The 19,662-nt window shown below is 61.7% G+C and carries 21 protein-coding genes; 11 read left to right on the forward strand and 10 right to left on the reverse strand.

The window, feature by feature from the left end; translation table 11 throughout:
• Positions 1-85: 85 nt before the first annotated feature.
• Positions 86-937, forward strand: coding sequence for a LysR family transcriptional regulator (locus AC1DWF_RS04080; protein ID WP_476784060.1), 852 nt, complete (start codon positions 86-88; stop codon positions 935-937).
• A 41-nt stretch (positions 938-978) separates the two neighbouring features.
• On the opposite strand, the gene AC1DWF_RS04085 is transcribed toward AC1DWF_RS04080, so the two are convergent.
• Entirely contained in the window at positions 979-1,908 is a 930-nt protein-coding gene (locus tag AC1DWF_RS04085) for a glutaminase (RefSeq protein ID WP_476784059.1), read from the reverse strand.
• A gap of 398 nt (positions 1,909-2,306) precedes the next feature.
• Here AC1DWF_RS04085 and AC1DWF_RS04090 point away from each other — a divergent pair, with 398 nt between their 5' ends.
• Both AC1DWF_RS04090 and AC1DWF_RS04095 read left to right on the forward strand, forming a co-directional pair.
• A complete protein-coding gene (locus AC1DWF_RS04090) occupies positions 2,307-3,407 on the forward strand; it encodes a helix-turn-helix transcriptional regulator (protein ID WP_476788898.1) in 1,101 nt (366 codons plus the stop codon).
• A 68-nt stretch (positions 3,408-3,475) separates the two neighbouring features.
• Entirely contained in the window at positions 3,476-3,754 is a 279-nt protein-coding gene (locus AC1DWF_RS04095; protein ID WP_476788899.1) for a hypothetical protein, read from the forward strand.
• Between the two features lie 3 nt (positions 3,755-3,757).
• Here AC1DWF_RS04095 and hdaA read toward each other — a convergent pair whose 3' ends face one another.
• Genes hdaA through AC1DWF_RS04110 form a run of 3 tightly spaced genes read right to left on the reverse strand, consistent with a single transcriptional unit; the run spans position 3,758 to position 6,157 of the window.
• Complete coding sequence (hdaA, locus tag AC1DWF_RS04100; protein ID WP_476784206.1) at positions 3,758-4,459, reverse strand: DnaA regulatory inactivator HdaA; 702 nt, start codon at positions 4,457-4,459, stop codon at positions 3,758-3,760.
• 2 nt (positions 4,460-4,461) lie between these two features.
• Entirely contained in the window at positions 4,462-5,628 is a 1,167-nt protein-coding gene (locus AC1DWF_RS04105) for an AI-2E family transporter (RefSeq protein WP_476784207.1), read from the reverse strand.
• On the reverse strand, positions 5,600-6,157 hold the full coding sequence (locus AC1DWF_RS04110; protein ID WP_476784208.1) for a CDP-alcohol phosphatidyltransferase family protein: 558 nt from the start codon (positions 6,155-6,157) through the stop codon (positions 5,600-5,602). Before AC1DWF_RS04110 ends, AC1DWF_RS04105 begins: the two co-directional genes overlap by 29 nt.
• Before the next feature lie 210 nt (positions 6,158-6,367).
• Here AC1DWF_RS04110 and purM point away from each other — a divergent pair, with 210 nt between their 5' ends.
• From purM to AC1DWF_RS04135, 5 genes are all read left to right on the forward strand, one after another.
• Positions 6,368-7,432, forward strand: a complete 1,065-nt coding sequence (gene purM, locus AC1DWF_RS04115; RefSeq protein WP_476788900.1) for a phosphoribosylformylglycinamidine cyclo-ligase — start codon at positions 6,368-6,370, stop codon at positions 7,430-7,432.
• Positions 7,429-8,136 (forward strand): phosphoribosylglycinamide formyltransferase, encoded by a 708-nt coding sequence (gene purN / locus AC1DWF_RS04120; protein WP_476784210.1) that lies wholly within the window; start codon positions 7,429-7,431, stop codon positions 8,134-8,136. The genes purM and purN overlap by 4 nt, the downstream gene beginning before the upstream one ends.
• Positions 8,137-8,149: 13 nt before the next feature.
• A complete protein-coding gene (locus tag AC1DWF_RS04125) occupies positions 8,150-8,677 on the forward strand; it encodes a SixA phosphatase family protein (protein WP_476784211.1) in 528 nt (175 codons plus the stop codon).
• A 73-nt stretch (positions 8,678-8,750) separates the two neighbouring features.
• Positions 8,751-9,167: a MarR family winged helix-turn-helix transcriptional regulator gene (locus AC1DWF_RS04130; protein WP_476784212.1), complete on the forward strand. Its 417-nt coding sequence runs from the start codon at positions 8,751-8,753 to the stop codon at positions 9,165-9,167.
• Positions 9,168-9,208: 41 nt separating this feature from the next.
• Positions 9,209-9,601, forward strand: a complete 393-nt coding sequence (locus AC1DWF_RS04135) for a tautomerase family protein (RefSeq protein ID WP_476784213.1) — start codon at positions 9,209-9,211, stop codon at positions 9,599-9,601.
• Between the two features lie 13 nt (positions 9,602-9,614).
• Here the strand turns inward: AC1DWF_RS04135 and AC1DWF_RS04140 are convergent, their stop codons facing one another.
• The 3 genes from AC1DWF_RS04140 to AC1DWF_RS04150 form a co-directional block, all read right to left on the reverse strand.
• Complete coding sequence (locus AC1DWF_RS04140) at positions 9,615-10,157, reverse strand: hypothetical protein (RefSeq protein ID WP_476784214.1); 543 nt, start codon at positions 10,155-10,157, stop codon at positions 9,615-9,617.
• Positions 10,158-10,270: 113 nt separating this feature from the next.
• On the reverse strand, positions 10,271-11,164 hold the full coding sequence (locus AC1DWF_RS04145; protein ID WP_476788901.1) for a cation diffusion facilitator family transporter: 894 nt from the start codon (positions 11,162-11,164) through the stop codon (positions 10,271-10,273).
• Positions 11,165-11,195: 31 nt separating this feature from the next.
• Complete coding sequence (locus tag AC1DWF_RS04150; RefSeq protein ID WP_476788902.1) at positions 11,196-13,304, reverse strand: molybdopterin-containing oxidoreductase family protein; 2,109 nt, start codon at positions 13,302-13,304, stop codon at positions 11,196-11,198.
• 256 nt (positions 13,305-13,560) lie between these two features.
• Between AC1DWF_RS04150 and AC1DWF_RS04155 the strand changes: the two genes are divergently transcribed.
• The gene (locus tag AC1DWF_RS04155; protein WP_476784365.1) at positions 13,561-13,965 is read left to right on the forward strand and encodes an N-acetylmuramoyl-L-alanine amidase; all 405 of its coding nucleotides are present in this window, start codon (positions 13,561-13,563) and stop codon (positions 13,963-13,965) included.
• A 314-nt stretch (positions 13,966-14,279) separates the two neighbouring features.
• Here AC1DWF_RS04155 and AC1DWF_RS04160 read toward each other — a convergent pair whose 3' ends face one another.
• From AC1DWF_RS04160 to AC1DWF_RS04170, 3 genes are all read right to left on the reverse strand, one after another.
• Positions 14,280-16,157, reverse strand: coding sequence for an ABC-F family ATP-binding cassette domain-containing protein (locus tag AC1DWF_RS04160; RefSeq protein WP_476784366.1), 1,878 nt, complete (start codon positions 16,155-16,157; stop codon positions 14,280-14,282).
• A 97-nt stretch (positions 16,158-16,254) separates the two neighbouring features.
• The gene (locus AC1DWF_RS04165) at positions 16,255-17,523 is read right to left on the reverse strand and encodes an MFS transporter (RefSeq protein ID WP_476784367.1); all 1,269 of its coding nucleotides are present in this window, start codon (positions 17,521-17,523) and stop codon (positions 16,255-16,257) included.
• A 168-nt stretch (positions 17,524-17,691) separates the two neighbouring features.
• Positions 17,692-18,204, reverse strand: a complete 513-nt coding sequence (locus AC1DWF_RS04170; RefSeq protein WP_476784368.1) for a DinB family protein — start codon at positions 18,202-18,204, stop codon at positions 17,692-17,694.
• Positions 18,205-18,269: 65 nt separating this feature from the next.
• Between AC1DWF_RS04170 and AC1DWF_RS04175 the strand changes: the two genes are divergently transcribed.
• Positions 18,270-18,962 (forward strand): glutathione S-transferase family protein, encoded by a 693-nt coding sequence (locus tag AC1DWF_RS04175; protein WP_476784369.1) that lies wholly within the window; start codon positions 18,270-18,272, stop codon positions 18,960-18,962.
• An 86-nt stretch (positions 18,963-19,048) separates the two neighbouring features.
• Complete coding sequence (ndk, locus tag AC1DWF_RS04180) at positions 19,049-19,471, forward strand: nucleoside-diphosphate kinase (RefSeq protein ID WP_476784370.1); 423 nt, start codon at positions 19,049-19,051, stop codon at positions 19,469-19,471.
• The last annotated feature ends 191 nt before the right edge of the window (positions 19,472-19,662 follow it).

Here is a 19,662-nt window from a genome sequence, read left to right on the forward strand (position 1 = left end):
TTGCCCAGCAGGACCCAATGTGCAATCGAAAACTTCTCAATCCGGCATGCAAAACTCTCAAGCAGGACCCTCCCGGTTCCCGTCTTTGAACACCTTGCCCGCGTTCGTTGCGGTTGCCCGCACGGGCAGCCTGACGCTGGCGGCCGAGGAACTGTGCCTGACACCGAGCGCGATCAGCAGGCAGATCAAGACGCTTGAGGAGAGCCTCGGCGCGTTTCTTTTCCAGCGTAGCCACAACGCTGTCGTATTGACCGAGTCCGGGCGACGCTTCCTCGCCCATGCGAAGGGTGCTCTGGCTCTTGTCGAAACCGGCGCGCGTGAGATTTCGCCCCATCGGGCGCGGCTGACCGTTCAAGCTCCGATCACGCTGACGCAGCGCTGGCTGATCCCGCGCATCGGATCGTTCAGAAGCAGCTGCCCGGGAGCTGATCTGTCATTTCGTTCGCAAAAGCCCGGCAATGATGCGGCGGATCTTACGATCGGCTATGTCAGGGGCACGGAGACGACCGCATTTTCGAATGCGTTCCTGTTGGACAAGACTGTCAGCGTCTGCACGCCTCAACTGTTGCGCGGGCTCGCCGGGCCGCTTTCGCCTGAAGCGCTGTTCGACTTGCCGGTTCTGCTCGACACGGCGGACGCGTGGTCATGGCTGCAATGGTCGGCATCTGCCGGGGTGGCGTTTGCGCCCAAGGCGGGCGCCATCACATTCGATACCGACGAAGCGGCCATCGACGCCTGCATTTCAGGTTTGGGCGTAGGGCAAGCCAATCCTGCTTTCATCGAAAACGAGCTCAGGAGTGGCATGCTGGTGGCGCTGTGCCCTGAAATAACAGCGATCGTCGGCGCCTATGAAGCGTCGATAGATACTTCCACGGCGCTGAGCCAGCAGTTCTCGTCCTGGCTCAGCCAATGGGATTCGGGATCGGCTGCTATCTGATTGGTCAGGCAGGCAGTTTCGGCGCCGCGTGATTCGGCCGATCAGGATGAGAAGATTGACCAGTTCATTCTTTTGGTCAGTTTCTCCAGCGCAATCGAGCCGAGCATCGAGTTGCCGCGATCATTCAAGCCAGGCGACCAAACCGCAATCGATGCAACTCCGGGCACGATCGCCAATATCCCGCCACCGACGCCGCTCTTGCCGGGAATGCCGACGCGGAAGGCGAATTCACCTGAGCCGTCGTAATGGCCGCAAGTGAGCATCAGGGCATTGATGCGCCGGGCACGCTCGCCTGAAATGACCGTGTGGTTCAAGGATGGAATTCTGCCGGAGTTTGCCAGGAAGCGCCCGGCATTCGCCAATTGCTTGCAGCTCATCGCGATGGCGCAGTGATGGAAATAGACCCCAAGCGTCAGCTCCGGCGCGTGGTTCAGGTTGCCAAACCCCTTGAGATAATTGGCAAGCGCGAAGTTGCGGTAACCGGTAGCGCGTTCGGAATTGGCGACGTCGCGGTCGATCACGATGGTATCGTCATCGGCAAGGGAGCGCACAAAGCTCAGGATCTCGCCGATGGCCTCGCGCGGTTGATGGCCGGCCAAGAGCACATCAGAGACAACGATCGCACCGGCATTGATGAATGGGTTTCGGGGTATCCCCTCTTCCCGCTCCAGCTGGACAATGGAATTGAAGGGCGTGCCCGAAGGCTCCCGGCCAACTCGGTTCCACAAGGTGTCGCCAGCTCGCCCCAAAGCCAGCGCCAGGGTGAACACCTTGGATATGCTCTGAATTGAAAAGGGTTCGTCGGCATCGCCCGCAGCCACCACCTCGCCATCATTCATGATGACCGCAATCCCGAATTTCGCCGGATCGACCTTGCCAAGCTCCGGGATGTAGGAAGCGACCTCGCCGCGCTCAGGCGCGTTCGCCATCTCCGCAACCACTTCGTCCAGAACATCTTTCAATTGAGACATCGCGGTTCCTGCAAAGCCGTCCGGCTAGAATCGAATTGTGTCGTCAGTAATCCACTTTACATGCGCCCAAGCCAAGCGCGGCGGCAATCGACCTGCCCTTGGGGCACCCGGCAAGAGCATTGGGAACGCGGCAACACATGGCCACCAGTGTCCCCTTACCGCCTGCACTTGCCCTTGAAACACGCGTTTTGGCACGATTGCGACAGTTGCGCACCACGACCAGCGCTTGATGAATCCAAGTGTAGTGCTATCGTTCTACTGAAGCGTGATCAGCAAAACCGAATCCGGCTTTGCATTCGATCATGCCCTGGCCTAGTGGATCCGCCCACAGGCCGGTCGCCAGGGGGCGAATGACTTTGGTCAACAAGGGGCGGACCAGGGTGGGGAGTGGCAAACGATTGGCGGAGCTATCCGAACAATTCATCGATCAGATCTACGAGGCTTCCTTCATACCGGAGAAGTGGCCCGTATTACTTGATGGGTTGGCGCAAGCCGTAGAGGGCCTGGGCGGCTATCTCTTCACCATCAGCCAGGGTGCGTCGGCCTATCTCGCTTCGGAAGCGGTCGCGCCGCACGTGGAAGCGTTCATGCGCGAGGGCTGGATGACGGTCAACGCGCGCGGGGCCCGCGCGGAGGCCCTGGCCTATCCCGGTTTCATCACCGATCTCGATGCCTTCACCGAGCAAGAGCTGGAAACGGAACCGATCTATCGCGATTTCCTTCATCCCCGGGGAATCGGCTGGGCAGCAGGCACCCATATCCCGATCCCGACCGGCGATGTGCTGTCTTTCAATCTCGAACGGAAGACAGAGCGGGGTCCCTTCGAGCGGGACTATGTCGATGCACTCGACCGCATGCGTCCGCATCTTGCACGCGCCGCGATGGTCAGCGCCCGAATCGGTCTCGAAAAGGCCCGTGCCGGTGCCGACGCACTGGAGGCGCTCGGGCTGCCGGCCGCGGTTTTAGGCGGGCGCGGGCAATTGCTGGCCTGCAACGGGCTGATGGACACGCTGATACCGGCCACCGTCCAGGATTGTTCAGGCCGCGCCAAGATCACCGACAAGAAAGCCGACGCCCTGCTTGAAAGCGCGCTGTCGGCGCTCGCCGGCGGCGCCAGGGGCGGTATCGTGCAGTCGTTTCCGATCACTGGAGAGAACGGCAGGCCATCAAGTGTCGTGCATCTGTTACCGGTCCGCGGTTCAGCACATGACCTGTTCAGCCGCATTCATTGCATCCTCGTCATCATGCCCTTGCCCGGACCGGGCGCGCCATCGGCCAATGTGCTTCAGGCGCTGTTCGACCTGACGCCGAGCGAAGCGCGGATTGCATCCGCTCTCGCCGACGGCCGATCGATCGACGCCATCAGCGTCGATTTCGGCATTGCCAGGGAAACCGTGCGATCACATCTACGCTCGATTTTCGCCAAATCGGGCGTTTCCAAGCAGTCGTCACTGGTGCGGCTATTGCTCGGGGTCACGCTGCCACGCGCGTCCTGCTGAGTGCTAGACCATAGGCTTACTGGACAGTTCGGGCGTGACCTGCACATCTGAATTCGGGAGGAATGCCAGTGCCATATCTCGATATCTATCTCGCGCAGCTTGTCGATCCGTTCCGCATCGGCCTGCTGATTGCGCTGGTGCTCACCGCGGCCAATACCGCGCAGGTGCTCAATCGTTGGATTCCGATTGCGCTTGGCATCGTCTTCGTTGCCGTGTTGATCCCGCTCAGCCTTGGGTCGGCAGATGGTCACAGCACCGCCACCGCGGTGGTCGTCGGCTTTGCCTCCAATGCAACGATTCTTGGCGTGCTGCTTGCAGCAAAGGCACTTTATTCGCGACTGGCCTGAAGCTCAGAGTTCCAGTTCGCCCTGCCCGGCGTCGAGCGCACCGATCGTCTCGGCGGCAAGGGCTCGGGTGATGCGGGTCTTTTGTTCGAGCGCGGCACGGTCGAGGCGATCGACGACGTGGATGGCGGTCGACAGCGAGCGTTCGATGCGGCGAACCAGGAACTGCACCACATGCGGCTCAACCTCGACCTGACGGTCGGCGAAGAGTTTGGTGATGACGCCGGCAAGCAGAATGTCGTCGGGCTCCTCGATCTCGACAGTCGCCGCAGCCTTCAGCCGCGAGGCAAGATCAGGCAACGTCACACCCCAGGCGGTAGGAAAGCTGCGCGCGGTGAGCAGCAGATGTGAGCCGGCCCCGCGCACCGTGTTGATAAGGTGAAACAAGCCTTCCTGGTCGAGCCTGCCCTGATCGGCATCGTCGATCAGCACCGGTACGGTACCGATATCGCCCAAATGGGCGGAAATGTCGGACGGGCTGAGCTCGATCGCGCCGGCATAGTCGCGCCAGATCGCAGCGAGATGCGACTTGCCCGATCCTGCCGGGCCTGCGAGCAGCACCACAGGCGCCGGCCACTCCGGCCAGCGGTCGATCAGGGCCGCTGCCTGCTGATTGGCCTGCGACACGACCAGATCGTCGCGCGTAAGCCCTGGCGAATGGCCCAGGTCGAGCGGCAATTGGCGCGGTTTGAAAGGCTCGCGCGTCACGGTCATTTTTCCGAACTTGCGCCGCCCGTATTGCGGGGATCGGCGGGCGGGCGCACCGCATGGCCATAGTAGAGCGGCGACTCAAGATAGCGTGAGATAGCAAACCGGACCAGAACAGCGACAGCCGCAGCAGCTGGCACGGCCACCAGCAGGCCGACAAAGCCGAACAGCGCACCGAAGGCAAACAGAGCAAACATCAGCCACACTGGATGCAGACCCACGCTCTTGCCGACCAGGCGCGGCTGCAAAATGTTGCCCTCGATGAACTGACCGACGAAGAAGACGGCGGCCACGGCCACCACCATCGTCCAGTCCGGCCAGAACTGGACGAAAGCCACGCCGACCGACAACACCAGCCCGACCATGGAGCCGACATAAGGAATGAAGCTGATGAGGCCAGCAAACAGGCCGATGAGCACGCCGAAATTCAGTCCGGTCAGCGTCAGGCCGATCGCATACATCACGCCGAGCACAAGGCAGAGCGTGCCTTGCCCGCGCACGAAGCCCGCAGTCGCCGCATTGATGTCGGTGGCAAGCTGGCGCACCGTCTCGACATGGTCGCGCGGCACCCAGCTGTCGACGACTGACACCATGCGGTCCCAGTCGAGCAGCATGTAAAAGGCGACGACCGGCGTGATGATGAACAGGCTGGCGATGGAAAACAGCGCCACGCCCGAGCTCCAGATCGACTGGAACACTGTCGACAGAAAGCCGAAGCCGGTGCTCAGCAGCGAGTTGAGCCCTTCGCGCAGGCCGGCCGCATCGACGCCAAAGCGCTGCTCCAGCCATTGCGGGTCGAAATTGGTGACCAGCTGCTGCAGCTTTTCGATATAACCAGGCACCTTGGCGGCGAAGTCCGCCATCTGCGAGGCCAGCACCGGGATCAGCACTACCAGCGCCAAAGTCAAAAGCACGATGAAGCAGATGAGGATCACCACCGTCGCCATGACTCGCGACAGGCCGAGCCGTTGTAGCCGGTCGGCGACCGGGTCGAGGAAATAGGCCAGCGCCATGCCCGCCACGAAGGGCAGCAGGATGTTGCTGAACAAATAAAGAAACGCGGCGAACAGAAGGGCTGTGATCAGCCAGAAGCGTATCTGCTTGCGGAATGCCGCCGAAGCGGCTTCTTCGGCCGCCTCGTTATCGGTTGGGAGTTTCGCCTTCGCCATTACCGCTCATGTGCCTCAGCCAAGCCACGAGATAGGCTGCCGCGGAAGCGACGGTCAAGAGGCCGGACAGTATTATCGACGCCGGGCGAACCGGGCCCAAGTCGAGCGTGAAAGCTAGCTCGGCCAGTACGATCGCCGCCAGGATGATCTGCATGGCGGTGTTCACCTTGGACACCATCAGCGGCTTCACCACAACCGGATTGCCCATCACCGTCGACAGCAGCACCGCACCGATGATCAAAGCGTCACGCGAAACCGCCAGCATCACGAGCCATAGCGGCAAATGCCCCATGATGCCGAGCACGACAAAGACGCTGACCAGCAGCAGCTTGTCTGCCATCGGGTCAAGATAGGCGCCGAGTTCGGAACGCTGGTTGAAATGGCGAGCGATGAAACCGTCGATCCCATCCGAGACGCCGGCGATGACGAAACCGGCGAAGGCCCAATCCCATCCCCCCGACAACATGGCGTAGATCACGCATGGCACGAGCACCAGGCGCATGATCGTGATCATGTTCGGAATAGTCACAACCGGCGTCCCCCCCTTGTCTTTTGCCGATACTCTTTGTCTTTTCCCGATACATGGGCGAGACTTGGCACCTCCGCAAGGGATGGGCCGGAATGTGGCCCTGTCCACTGCTTTGGCAGGCTGATTACGCTGCATCCGGCCTGTCTCGCTTGCGGGGAAGGGCCGTTCATGCGAATAGCGCCCAAAAGCGCACGGCATCAGGACTTGACGATGAGCGAAGGCAAGAACGGTCTCACCTATGCGCAGGCGGGCGTCGACATCGACGCCGGAAACCTGATGGTCGAGAAGATCAAGCCGCTGGTGCGCTCGACGCGCCGGCCAGGCGCGGATGGCGAGATCGGCGGCTTCGGCGGATTGTTCGACCTCAAGGCCGCTGGCTTCACCGATCCGATCCTGGTCGCAGCCAATGACGGCGTCGGCACCAAGCTCAAGATCGCCATCGACGCCGGCAAGCACGACACGATCGGCATCGACCTCGTGGCCATGTGCGTCAACGACATCGTCGTGCAGGGTGCCGAACCGCTGCTGTTCCTCGACTATTTCGCCACCGGCAAGCTCGACCCCAACCAGGGCGCCGACATTGTCTCAGGTATCGCCGAAGGCTGCCGCCAGGCCGGCTGCGCCCTCATCGGCGGCGAGACCGCTGAAATGCCGGGCATGTATCACGGCAACGATTACGACCTCGCCGGATTTGCGGTCGGCGCCGCCGAGCGCGGCCAGCTTCTGCCCACCGACGATGTTGTTGAAGGCGACGTGCTGCTCGGCCTCGCGTCTTCGGGCGTGCATTCCAACGGCTATTCGCTGGTGCGCCGAGTCGTTGAAACATCAGGTCTCAAATGGAGCGACCGCGCGCCCTTCGCCGACGGTCCGACGCTCGCCGAAGCGCTGCTCGAGCCGACGCGCATCTATGTGAAGTCGCTGCTCAAGGCGATCCGCGAAACTCACGGAATCAAGGCGCTGGCCCACATCACGGGCGGCGGTTTCCCCGAAAACATCCCAAGGGTACTGCCCAAGGAATTCTCCGCCGAGCTCGATCTTTCCGCCATCGACGTGCCGCGCGTCTTCTCCTGGCTCGCCGCGACCGGTGGTGTTGCGCCCGAGGAAATGATGCGCACCTTCAACTGCGGCATCGGCATGATCGCAGTGGTTGCCGACAGTCAGGCAGCGCAGGTCGCCGCCGTACTGCAGGAAGCTGGCGAGACGGTCACGCCGATCGGCCGCATCGTGCCGCGCCGCGACACCGGCGTCATCTATCGCGGTTCGCTGTCGCTATGAGCACGCCTCGCAAACGCACCGTCATCCTGATCTCAGGCCGTGGCTCGAACATGGCGGCCCTGATCGATGTCGCCGCCGACCCGGCCTTCCCGGCCGAGATCGTCGGCGTCATCTCCGACAAGGCCAACGCTGCGGGCCTGGGCATCGCGGCCAGCCGCGGCATCGCCACCAAGGTGGTGGCGCGCAGCGACTATGCCAGCAAGGACGCGCATGATGCCGCGATCGACGCAGCCCTTGCCACCTTCGGCGCCGAGATCGTCGCCCTTGCCGGCTACATGCGGCTGTTGACCAGCGGCTTCGTCGAGAAGTGGCAAGGTAAGATGATCAACATCCATCCAGCTCTGCTGCCGTCCTTCAAGGGCCTCGACACCCACAGCCGCGCGCTTAACGCCGGAATTCGCGTGCATGGCTGCACCGTGCATTTCGTCACGCCCGCCATGGATGACGGTCCGATCATCGCCCAGGCCGCAGTGCCCGTTCTGATCGACGACGACGAGCCGACGCTTTCCGCACGCGTGCTTAAGGCCGAGCACCGGCTATATCCCCTCGCCCTCAAGCTGTTTGCCGAGGGTAAGGTACGGATGGAAGGCGGCCGCACCGCCTATTCCGGTTTCCACGATACGATCGGCCAAGACGAAATTGCCGCGCCCAACCCGGCGCGCGATGAGATCGATCTCGAGCAACTGGCGCGCATCACCCCCTGACCGGGAGGCCGGCATGGCGAAGACCAGGCAATTGCTGCTTCTGCGCCATGCCAAGTCGAGCTGGGACACGCCCGAACTTGCCGACTTCGACCGGCCATTGTCGCCGCGCGGCCAGAAAGCCGCGCCGCGCATGGGCACGGAGATCGCTCAACGCGGCTGGCTTCCCGATCTCGCTCTTGTTTCGCCAGCGGCGCGCACCCGCGAAACCTGGCAGGTCGCATCAGCGAGCTGGCCGAAACCTCGGCCCAAGGTTGTGTTTCTGGAAAGCCTCTACGGGGCTTCGGCCAATGACCTTTTCAATGCCGCAAGGACGACGTCCAGGGACATCGCCACATTGCTGATCATCGGCCATAATCCGGGGCTCGAGACATTTGCCCTGCAGCTCGTCGGCCCCGGTTCGAATGGCGAGGCGCTTCATCTGCTTGAGGAAAAATTCCCAAGTGCCGCGCTTGCCCGCTTCGAGTTCGACGGCGATTGGGGCGAACTGCGCGCCGGTGCGGCCCGCCTCACCCACTGTTTCAGGCCAAAGGACCTGGATTGAGCCGGATGGCTTTGCCCGTAGTGGCGGAAGCAAGATAGTTGCATATACAATTATTCCTGTTATCTTCTACCCTATGTTCGACCATTGCATCTACTTCAACACCACAGCCCTTGCGCGACAGCTCGAGCGCATCTGGTCGACGGCCTTTGCCCCGTTCGACCTGACTCCTCCACAAGGGTTCATGTTGCGGGCCGTTCTGGCGCGGCCGGGCCTGCTGCAAAGCGAGCTTGCCGACGAACTGAAGATCGCGCGAGCGACTGCGACGCGCGGCCTTGACGGGCTGGAAGGCAAGGGCCTGATCGTCCGCAACAAGTCCACGCGCGACAAACGCGAATCCGCGATCACTCCGACCGCCGAGGCCCTGTCCATCAAGGATGCGGTGAACGCAGCAAGCGGAGCGACCACCGCGCACCTGACAGCCCTCTTTGGCGAGACGGTCTTTGCCGGTTTCGTCGAGCAGGCCAAGGCAATCGCGTCAAAGCTGGAATGACCCAGTCACGATAGTTGCATATCTAACCAATGGAGAAGAGCATGCCTATTCTCACCGTCAAGATTGCCGCGCAGCGCAGCGACACGCTGACCGGCGACGTAGCGGCGATGCTGGCCGAACACACCAGCAACATCCTCGGCAAGAAGCCTGAGGTGACGGCAATTGCCATCATCTATGTCGATCCGCGCGACTGGATCATCGCCGGCCGGTCCCTTCAGCAGCACGGCAAGTCAAGCTTTGCGCTGGAGATCAAGGTAACCGACGAAACCAACACCAAGGATGAGAAGAACCGCTACATCCAGGCAGTCTTCGATGGATTAGCGAAGATCCTCGGCGACATTCATGAAGAGAGCTACATCCACGTGCACGACGTCAAGGCCGCTGCCTATGGTTATGGCGGCAAGACCCAGGAGTTCCGCTATCACCATTCCTGATAGCGGAAGCCACCTATCGGAACTTACGACGCAACAGCGACACCAGCCAGGGCGCTGCGAGGATGAGTACAGCGCCACACAACCACACGACGACGATCAGCGGACGCAGGACGACACCGACCAGGCCAACCAATCCGCCGAGAAAGCCGGTGGTCTGCGAGCTGTCGAACGCGCTGACGACCTCGGTTCCGATGCCGGTCGCCGTCGCGGCATCCTTGCCGGTTTGCACGATCGCGTCGACATTGGTTGACGTCCAGGCAAGAATGCTGTCGACGAGGCTGTAGCCGACCCAGGCAAACAGCGACCACAACACAAGCACGATCAATGCCACCGCCATGCTGAACTTCGGCATCCGCGAACGGCGCTCGACCTTCGCGGAACCATCACGGCCGAATGCTTGGCTTCCGTGTTCGCTGGAGCCCCACTTCTCGGCACCACGGCGACCGTCAGCCGCCTTGTCGCCTTGCCAGGCGTTGATGGCCTTCATGACCTCACCGAGCTGGCCGCCATGGCCCTTTTCGCGCCCCTTGTGCTTATTGAAGCCCTGTTCGCCCATCGACCGTCTCCGAATTGGTTCAGCGCCGACGAATCATCGGCCGAGCACACATAGGACGAGTTGTTAGAGATAAAAGGACAAACCGCTGAAAAGACAGCGTGACGCAGGGTGCGTCAGTGAATGCGCTCCAAGGGCGCGCAGTTTTCGCGTTCCATCTGCAGCGTGGTGTGGTGCAGGTCGAATTTCTCCTGCAGACGCGCTTCGATCGCCTGGCGCACGATCTCGGCGTCAGCGCCCTCATCGAGAACCGTATGCGCGGTCAGCGACGCCTTGCTTTGAGTGATCGCCCACAAATGCAGGTCGTGCACCGAGGCCACGCCTGGCACCGTTGCGATGGCGTTTTCGACCTCGGCGAGGTCCATACCAGGGGGAACACCTTCGAGCAGGATGTTGATGCATTCCTTGAGCAGTATCCAGGTGCGCGGGAAGACCATGAAGCCGATGCCGACCGCCAGCAGCGAATCGACCCATTGCCAGCCGGTAAGCCAGATGACCACCGCACCGACAATGACGCCGAGGGAGCCGAGCATGTCGGCCCAGACTTCGAGATAAGCGCCCTTCACGTTGAGGCTGCCGTCCTTGTGACCGGCCAACAGGCGCATCGAGGTCAGATTGACCAGCAGGCCGATGACGGCGATGCCCAGCATGCCAATCGACTGAATTTCCTGTGGCACAGATAGCCTGACATAGGCCTCGTACAGGATGTAGAAAGCAACCGCGAGCAACAGCAGCGCGTTGAATGCCGCAGCCAAAATCTCGAAACGGGCATAACCGTAGGTGCGCAGAAGATCAGCCGGGCGGCGACCGACATTGATCGCCACAAGCGCGATCGCCAGCGCCATGGAGTCGGTCAGCATGTGCGTGGCATCGGAGATCAGCGCCAAGCTGCCGGTGACGAAGCCGCCGACGGCCTCCGCGACAGTGAAAGTGGCGGTCAGGCCGAACGCCATCCACAGCCGCGAGACCGGGGTGTTTTCGATGTCGCCGTGCGCATGGTCGCCGCTCATGGTGCCCTCAAGTTGATTGTCTCGCCAGATATCAGGCGGCGGGTCTGATCCAGACCTTGTTGTCGTGGACGGCGGCACCGCCATAAGGTGCCGGCGCATCGGCACCAGTCAGGACATTGATGCCCTCGCCGCGCTCATGATCCGAATTCGGCCAGATGCCCTCGGCAATGACCACGCCGCGCTTGATCTTGTCGAAGAGTCTGACATGCAGCACGACTTCGCCGCGCTTGTTGCCGATCTCGACACGGTCGCCCGATGACAGGCCTAGCTCGGCTGCGTCTTCAGAGTGGATCAGAAGCTCCGGGCGTCCCTCCTTCTCGCGTGACACAGGGGTTTCGGCGAAGGTGGAGTTGAGGAAGTTGCGCGCCGGCGAGGTCGCCAGCCGGAACGGGTGTTCGGCATCAGCCACCTCGATCAGGTCGACATGGTCGGGGAATTCCGGCAACTGCGCCACGGGGCCGAAGATGCCCATGCTTTTCGGCGGCTTGTTGGGTGCCGCCCCGCCATTCCACTGCGGCTTGAAGCGGAACTTGCCGTCGGCATGGCCAAACCCTTTGAGAAAATGCGCGTCCTCGAACTCCGGCTGCAAGTCGGCCCACTTTTGTTCCCTGAACGAGTCGAAATCGCCAAGGCCCTTTTTCTCCAGCATGACGTCGATGTGCTGGCGCTCGGTCATGCCGAAACCCGGCAGATGCGACACGCCCAGCCGCTTGCCCAGCTCCTCGATGACATAGTGGTTGGTGCGCGGCCCTTCCGGCGGGTCGATCAGCTTGGGCCCAAGCGTGATGTGCTGGTTGCCGCCACCCTTGTAGATGTCGTCATGTTCCAAAAACATCGTCGCCGGCAGCACGACATCGGCGAGCTTGGCCGTGTCGGTCATGAACTGCTCGTGCACACAAGTGAACAGGTCCTCGCGCAGAAAACCCTGCTTCACCAGCCGCTGCTCGGGCGCGACATTCATCGGATTGGTATTCTGGATCAGCAGTGCGGTCACCGGCGGGCCGCCATACAGCGCGTCTTCCTGGTTCATCAGCACAGGGCCGATGCGCGAATGGTCGAGATAGCGGATGTTGGGATTACGCATGCGGGTGCCTTCGAGAAGCTCGCCGTTGAGCTTCAGCACGCCGGAATTGGAATGGAAAGCACCGCCGCCCTCATATTGCCAGGCACCCGTCACCGCCGGGATCGACAGCGCGGCATGCATGTTGACCGAGCCGTTGCGCTGGCGCGAAAAACCGTAGCCAAGGCGGAAGAAGGTCTTTTTCGTCGTGCCGACCAGCCGGGCGAAGGCCTCGATCTCCTCGACCGCAAGGCCGGTGATCCGAGCTGCCCATTCCGGCGTCTTGTCGCTGAGATGCGCTTCCAGCCCCTTGGGATCGTCAGTGTATTTTTCGAGATAGGCACGGTCGGCCATGCCTTCCCTGAACAGCACATGCATGACCGCGCAGGCCAGCGCAGCGTCCGTGCCAGGCCTCAGCACCAGACCCATGTCAGCCTGCTTCAGGGTCGCATTCTCGTAGATGTCGATGACCACGATCTTGGCGCCGCGTTCCTTGCGCGCCTTGATGGCATGGGTCATCACATTGACCTGGGTGACCACCGCATTGGTGCCCCAGATCACGACGCAGTCGGACTTGGCGATCTCACGCGGGTCGGAACCGCGGAGCGAGCCGGTGCCCATCACATAGCCGGTCCAGGCCAGATTGGTGCAGATCGAGCCGAAGAAACCGGAATATTTCTTGGCGTGGCGCAATCGCTCGATGCCGTCGCGCTGCACCAGCCCCATGGTACCAGCGTAGAAATAGGGCCACACCGTCTCGGAGCCGAGCTTCGCCTCGGCGGCGATGAATTTTTCGGCGACCAGATCGAGTGCGGCTTCCCAACTCGCTTCCTTCCAGTTGCCGTCGCCCTTGGCGCCGGCTCGGATAAGCGGCTTCAGCAGACGGTCGGGATGGTGGACGCGGTCGGCGTAGCGGGCAACCTTGGCGCAGACGACGCCGGCGGTGTAGCTGTTGTCCTTGGCACCATGCACGCGGCCGATCGTCTTGCCGTCGAGCAGCTCGACTTCGAGCGCGCAGGTCGAAGGGCAATCATGCGGGCAGGCCGAATGGCCGATGCGAATTTTGGTATGGGTGTTCATGTGCCGACCGTATCGGGATTTGCGTCAGCGAGACATAGAGATGTTCGCTCGCCAATGTCCAGTCAACACACACTGGGCGATAACAACCTTAGGATGTCGACAAAAGCCAGTCTGCAATCTATAATAACATATTTGGCACCTGAACAATCAGCGATTGCAACCCTTCTCAGACACCAGTTAGGGAGGTTTTCAGGCCGCAGATCCAAGGACATACCAATTCAATCTTCCCAGCAATTCGGCACCATCCAACGTCAGGTTGGACGAGGAATGGTACCCAGGCATCATTCCATACGCCCTTTCAGCCTCAACCAGGCGCAATGTCGATCCCATTACCGGCATCAGGGCTGTCGTCATCCATGCAACCGCCGGCTCTTCATCTGAAGGCGCGGTCTCCGTCATCAAATCGAGAAGCGCAAGCTTCCACTGGCTGGTCCCTGACGAGAATGAGGCCGCACATGGCAAGAATGTATGGGCCACCTGCCACGAGGCACGTCGCGCCTGGCACGTCCGCAACTCGGCTTCCCACCAGGACGTTTATTTCGGCGAGCAAGGCGTCAACGACTACTCGCTCGGGATAGAGATCGTGAACACCGTGGCATCGAGCGACCGATATTCAGATTGGCAGGTGGCCGCCACAGCACAGATCGTCAGGTATTGCTAGGAGAAGTATCCAAACCTGAAGTATATCGTTTCCCAAGCCAAGCTGGATCCGGACCGGCGTGATGACCCCGAGCGCATTTTCCGTGGGACAAGTTTCGAGACATCGTCCTGAACTCGTCGGAAGGCCCGAGGGAAGCCGTGGTTGCCGAATATGCGCGCAACGCACGCGAGGTCAGGGAACAGGTGATCTTCGACGACTGATCGCGGCCAACAGACCAACATCGCCACAAGATGTGGAATGTTGGCCTGTCGCGCCAGTCCGGCCCGACAGCACCTGGAAACATCTCTGTTGCAATAGACTCGCGGAATAAGCCCCTACTCCGCGATGCCTTCTTCATATTCCGCCGACATCGCAAGCCATTTTTCCTCATGACCGTTGAGCTGGGCGGCAAGCTGAGAGCGCTCCTTGGCAAGCTGCGTCGCCGTCGTGGGATCCTTCTCGTACAGCTTCGGATCAGCAAGCTGATCCTCGATGGCGTCGGCGCGCTTGCGGATGCGGTCCATCAGGGCCTCGGTGGCGCGGATCTCCTTGGCCAGCGGCTCCATGGAGGCACGGCGCGCGGCGGCCTCGCGGCGGCGGTCGGCCTTGGAGGCCTTGTCCGCCTCGCGACGTTCCCTGCGATCGCCAGACACGCCCGTCACCAGCGTCTTGTAGTCCTCAAGGTCGCCGTCATAGGGATTGACGCTGCCGTCCTTGACCAACCACAGCCGGTCGGCCGTCGCTTCGAGCAGGTGGCGGTCATGCGAGACCAGGATCACAGCGCCCGGGAATTCGTTGAGCGCAAGGATCAGCGCTTCGCGGCTGTCGATGTCGAGATGGTTGGTCGGCTCGTCGAGGATGAACAGGTTCGGCCCATCGAAGGCGGCCAAGCCCATCAGCAGACGCGCCTTTTCACCGCCGGACAGGTCCTTGGCGGCGGTGTTCATCTTGTCGGTGGCGAGACCGAACTGGGCGACACGAGCGCGCACCTTCGATTCCGGCGCATCCGGCATCAGCCGGCGCACGTGCTCATAGGCGTTTTCATCCGGCCTCAGGTCGTCGAGCTGGTGCTGGGCGAAGATCGCGACCTTGAGACCAGGCGCGATTGTCACTGAACCCGTATCAGCCTTCAGCCGTCCAGCCAGAAGCTTGGCGAAAGTCGACTTGCCGTTACCGTTGGCGCCGAGCAACGCGATGCGATCGTCGGCATCGATGCGCAAAGTCATCTTCTTCAGGATCGGGCTGCCCGGCTGGTAGCCGACGCTGACGGCGTTGAGTGCCACAATCGGCGAAGCCACCGTCTTCACCGGCTCGGGGAAGCTGAACGGCCGAACATTGTCCTCAACAAGCGCCGAGATCGGCTTCATCTTTTCCAGCGCCTTGATGCGCGACTGCGCCTGGCGGGCCTTGGATGCCTTGGCGCGGAAGCGGTCGACGAAGGACTGCAGGTGCTTGCGCGCTGCGTCCTGCTTGACGCGGCCCTTCTCCTGCAACTCGCGCTGCTCGGCGATCTGGCGCTCGAACTGGTCGTAGCCACCGCGCCAGAAGGTCAGCTTCTTCTGGTCGAGATGGACGATCGAATTGACGGCGCGGTTAAGCAGGTCGCGATCATGGCTGATCAGCAGAACGGTGTGCGGATATTTCGAGACATAGTTCTCGAGCCACAGCGTGCCTTCAAGGTCGAGATAGTTGGTCGGCTCGTCGAGCAGCAGAAGATCGGGCTCGGCAAACAGCACGGCTGCAAGCGCGACGCGCATGCGCCAGCCGCCCGAAAAAGACGAAGCCGGGCGCCTTTGCGCCGCGTCGTCGAAGCCGAGGCCGGCAAGAATTGTCGCCGCACGGGATTCGGCCGAATGGGCATCGATGTCGGCAAGGCGAATATGAATCTCGGCGATTCGGTGCGGATCGGTCGTCGTAAGCTCTTCGGCCAGCAGTGCTGCGCGCTCGACATCGGCCTTGAGCACGATCTCGATCAGCGGCTCCTCGGTGCCGGGCGCTTCCTGCGCCACCTGGCCGATACGCGTGTTCTTGGGCAGGCTGATGTTGCCGGTTTCGGAGCTGAAGTCGCCGGTGATCGCCTTGAACAGCGTGGTCTTGCCGGTACCGTTGCGCCCGACCAAGCCCGCCTTGGTCCCGGCAGGCAGGGTCAACGACGCGTGGTCGAGGAGAAGACGTCCGGCAATGCGGAGGGAGAGATCATTGATTATGAGCATGGCGTGGCGGTTTTGGCGGAGAGTTGCGGCAATGGCAAGGGCGCACGGTACCTATCAGGCACAACGCGCGGTCGAAAACGCCCCTGGCGCACTGCTTTCAGGCGAAAGCGGGTCTGCGGGTACGGTGCAGCACGTCTCCGGCGAGTTCGCCCACGGCATCGACGGCCGGTCCGTCGAGTGACGCCGGCGGCGGTGAGGCATACCCGATAGCAAACAACACAGCGCTGCCAGCCGCCAGGATGGCGAAGAGCACGAACATGCCCGGTCCGCCCAATGCTCCAAGCGCCAGGCCGCCAAGCAACGGTCCGAGAAAATTGCCGACCGAGCACAACGAGTGCGCGCCAAAATAGGCGCCGCGATTGTCGTCGTTGGAGATCTTGTCGACCAGCACATATTCCGCCGGCACGACCAGCACCTCGCCAATGGTGAACAGCACCATGAAACCGATCAGCATCGTGGCACTTGTAGCAACGGCAAAACCAATCTCGCCGCCGAGGAACAGCAGGCAGCCCAAAACCATCGCGCGAAGCGGTCCGATCTTTTCGATCAGCATCCGGGCGGGTGCTGTGGCAAGCACAACCACCGTCGCGTTGGTGGTCACCAGCCAGGCGAATATCTTCATGCCGTCGGCAAGATTGGTGGTCAGATATTGCGATAGCGTCACCGACCACTGGCCGTAGACAGCCATCAGCAGCGTTCCTCCGCCAACGTAAAACAGCAACCGGCGGTCGCGCAGCGCCGCACCCAGCCTGCGGAATCCAGGGGCCTGAACCGCAGCCTGCTCGCCATTGCGGCTGGCAGGCATGTTGGGAACAATGATGAAGATCGCTGCCGAAAAAGCGAAATGGACGACGCCGGCGATGACGAAGGGAAGCGGCGAGTTGGCGCCGATGGCAAGGCCGATCATCGGGCCGATGGCCCAGCCGGCATTGATCACCAGATAGCGCCACGAAAACATCTTCAGCCGAAGTTTTTCGGGTGCAGCATCGCTCATCAGCGCACGCGACACCGGCTCATAGACGGCGGCGGAAACCGACGAGACGATATGAGCCAGCGCAAAGGCCGCGACTGACTGTGCCAGGCCCAGACCGACAAGCCCCAGACCGGCAAACAGCAAAGCCGTCGTCAGCACGACGCGGCGGCCGATGCGATCGGAGATCGTCCCGGCAAAGGGGCTGACAGTGGCGCCCAACAATGGCCCCGCGCCGATCAGCACGCCGATCATGGCCGGGCTGAGCCCGAAATCCTGCTGGAGCCGGATAGCGAGGAAGGTCAGGCTCATGCCACGCGCGATCGCCACCATGCCGGAGCCCGCAATGAGCAGCAGCACGATTGCCTGGCCGGTCTTTTCGCCATAGGCGCGCAATGAATTCTCCGCGTTTCGAAAGTGCCTGCACCCCAGCACAGCGGCCGTGGCGTCGCCATATCGTCTGGCTGAGATACCAGCCGAAGGCAAGGCAAGCCACCTCCCGATCCTATGATCCAGACAGCTCATGACAGGACGTTCGTTGTCCGAAAAGTATCCGGCCTGAGTTTAGGCAAATGCCCTGCCGTCTTCCGTCCGCTGGAAATAGATGAGGTCGAGCCCGACGGATTCTCGCCCAAGCACCGTCAGGATCATGTGCGCCTGCCCACGATGATGTGTCTGATGATTGAAGAGATGAGTGAGCGCGGGTGCGAGCCTTTGTGAAATCGTGCGCATGTCCGTAATTGTCATGTAGGTGAAGCGCCCGGCAAATGCCTTGTCGGTGAGCGAGCCAATCCACTGCACGATGCGCTTGTCTTCGGCCTGCCGCACTGCCCGGAGCTTTGCGAAATCGGCGTGAACGATCGTGTCCAGCGACGACGGCGCATCGCCCTCGCCCGTGAAGCGTTTCAGCCAGACCCGATCAGCCACCAAGAGATGGTTGAGTGTGCCTTTCATCGACTTGAAGAACGCACCGGTGTCAGCTTCATACTCCGCCACGTCCAGATCGGCGGCGGCCTCGTAAATCCGTTCGTTGGCCCATTGATTGTAAGCGGCCAACATCATGAAATGCTGCTTCATCTGTCATCCTTCGGTGCTTCGAAAATCACTGCCCACTTACTACAGCCCATCGGGAATTACCGCCAATGACCATTCTCTTCTACGACCTCGTCGGCCGCGATCCGGCACGTCCGTTCAGCCCGCATTGCTGGAAGGTGGCGATGACGCTGGCTCACAAAGGGCTCGACTACCGGGCGGTGCCGACCCGTTTCCTCGAAGTGCCCGCCATCGAAAACGGCAGTTCAAAGACCATCCCCGTCATCCGTGACGGCGACAAGGTGATCGCGGATTCTTTTGCCATCGCGCTCTATCTCGAAGAGGCCTATCCGGACCGGCCGACGCTGTTTGGCGGCAAGGGCGGTGAAGCGCATGCCCGTTTCATCGAACGCTGGTCGCAGCTGACAGTGCACCCCTATCTCGGTGTCACAGCGCTCGCCGCACTTCACGCCATGCAAGATGAAGCCAATGGCGCCTATTTCCGCCAGAGCCGGGAAACGCGCTACGGCAAGACGCTGGAAGAGGTGAGTGCGGCACGCGACGCCGGGCTCAACACCTTCAGAGCTTCGCTCGATCCGCTGCGCAGCATGCTGACCTACCAACCGTGGATCGGTGGCAACGGGCCGCTGTTTGCCGATTACATCGTGTTTTCTGCCTTCCAGTGGGCCCGCATCGCTACCCCCTTCAGACTGCTCGACGACGCTGACCCGATCGCCGAATGGTTCGGCCGCTGCCTCGATCTCCATGATGGTCTGGGACAACGCGTGCCGGCAGCCGCGTAGGCCGCTGCCTTGCCCCCTTGGCAATGCGGCGGGCGGCCTGTATAGAGCCCGCCACACTGCAAATCCCCAGATCACAAGGACCTATCATGGCGATCGAACGCACATTTTCGATGATCAAGCCGGACGCGACCAAGCGCAACCTGACCGGCGCCGTCACCAAGATGCTTGAGGATGCCGGCCTGCGCGTCGTGGCGTCCCGCCGCGTATGGATGAGCCGCCGCGAGGCCGAAGGCTTCTACGCCGTCCACAAGGAACGCCCCTTCTTCGGCGAACTGGTCGATACCATGACGTCCGGCCCGACGATCGTCCAGGTTCTCGAAGGCGAAAACGCAATTGCCAAGAACCGCGAAGTGATGGGCGCCACCAACCCGGCCAACGCCGACGAAGGCACCATCCGCAAGGTCCACGCGCTGTCGATCGGCGAAAACTCGGTGCACGGCTCGGACGCTCCTGAGACCGCAGCCCAGGAGATCCGCTACTGGTTCTCCGATACCGAAGTCGTCGGCTAATCCAGCCAGCGAGCAGCGGCCTTCAAGCCACTGAACCAGAATCGAAAAAGCCGGGGTTCGCGCCCCGGCTTTTTATTTTGTCCCAAGTGCGTCCTTCGAGGCTCGCCCGCGACGGTTGGCCTCAAACTCTCAAAGGTCACAGCGGGCTCGCACCTCAGGATGAGGACCGTTGGCGCCAACGGTCCTCATCC

This window comes from Aminobacter sp. P4_D5, from assembly GCF_056401815.1.

Bases quoted from the DNA above. Each gene is read 5' to 3' on its own strand.
- AC1DWF_RS04160 (WP_476784366.1), bottom strand. From the start codon at position 16,157: ATGCTCATAATCAATGATCTCTCCCTCCGCATTGCCGGACGTCTTCTC.
- ndk (WP_476784370.1), top strand. From the start codon at position 19,049: ATGGCGATCGAACGCACATTTTCGATGATCAAGCCGGACGCGACCAAG.
- AC1DWF_RS04125 (WP_476784211.1), top strand. From the start codon at position 8,150: ATGGCGAAGACCAGGCAATTGCTGCTTCTGCGCCATGCCAAGTCGAGC.
- AC1DWF_RS04145 (WP_476788901.1), bottom strand. From the start codon at position 11,164: ATGAGCGGCGACCATGCGCACGGCGACATCGAAAACACCCCGGTCTCG.
- AC1DWF_RS04135 (WP_476784213.1), top strand. From the start codon at position 9,209: ATGCCTATTCTCACCGTCAAGATTGCCGCGCAGCGCAGCGACACGCTG.
- AC1DWF_RS04140 (WP_476784214.1), bottom strand. From the start codon at position 10,157: ATGGGCGAACAGGGCTTCAATAAGCACAAGGGGCGCGAAAAGGGCCAT.
- AC1DWF_RS04105 (WP_476784207.1), bottom strand. From the start codon at position 5,628: ATGGCGAAGGCGAAACTCCCAACCGATAACGAGGCGGCCGAAGAAGCC.
- AC1DWF_RS04170 (WP_476784368.1), bottom strand. From the start codon at position 18,204: ATGAAGCAGCATTTCATGATGTTGGCCGCTTACAATCAATGGGCCAAC.
- purM (WP_476788900.1), top strand. From the start codon at position 6,368: ATGAGCGAAGGCAAGAACGGTCTCACCTATGCGCAGGCGGGCGTCGAC.
- purN (WP_476784210.1), top strand. From the start codon at position 7,429: ATGAGCACGCCTCGCAAACGCACCGTCATCCTGATCTCAGGCCGTGGC.
- AC1DWF_RS04085 (WP_476784059.1), bottom strand. From the start codon at position 1,908: ATGTCTCAATTGAAAGATGTTCTGGACGAAGTGGTTGCGGAGATGGCG.
- AC1DWF_RS04130 (WP_476784212.1), top strand. From the start codon at position 8,751: ATGTTCGACCATTGCATCTACTTCAACACCACAGCCCTTGCGCGACAG.
- AC1DWF_RS04175 (WP_476784369.1), top strand. From the start codon at position 18,270: ATGACCATTCTCTTCTACGACCTCGTCGGCCGCGATCCGGCACGTCCG.
- AC1DWF_RS04150 (WP_476788902.1), bottom strand. From the start codon at position 13,304: ATGAACACCCATACCAAAATTCGCATCGGCCATTCGGCCTGCCCGCAT.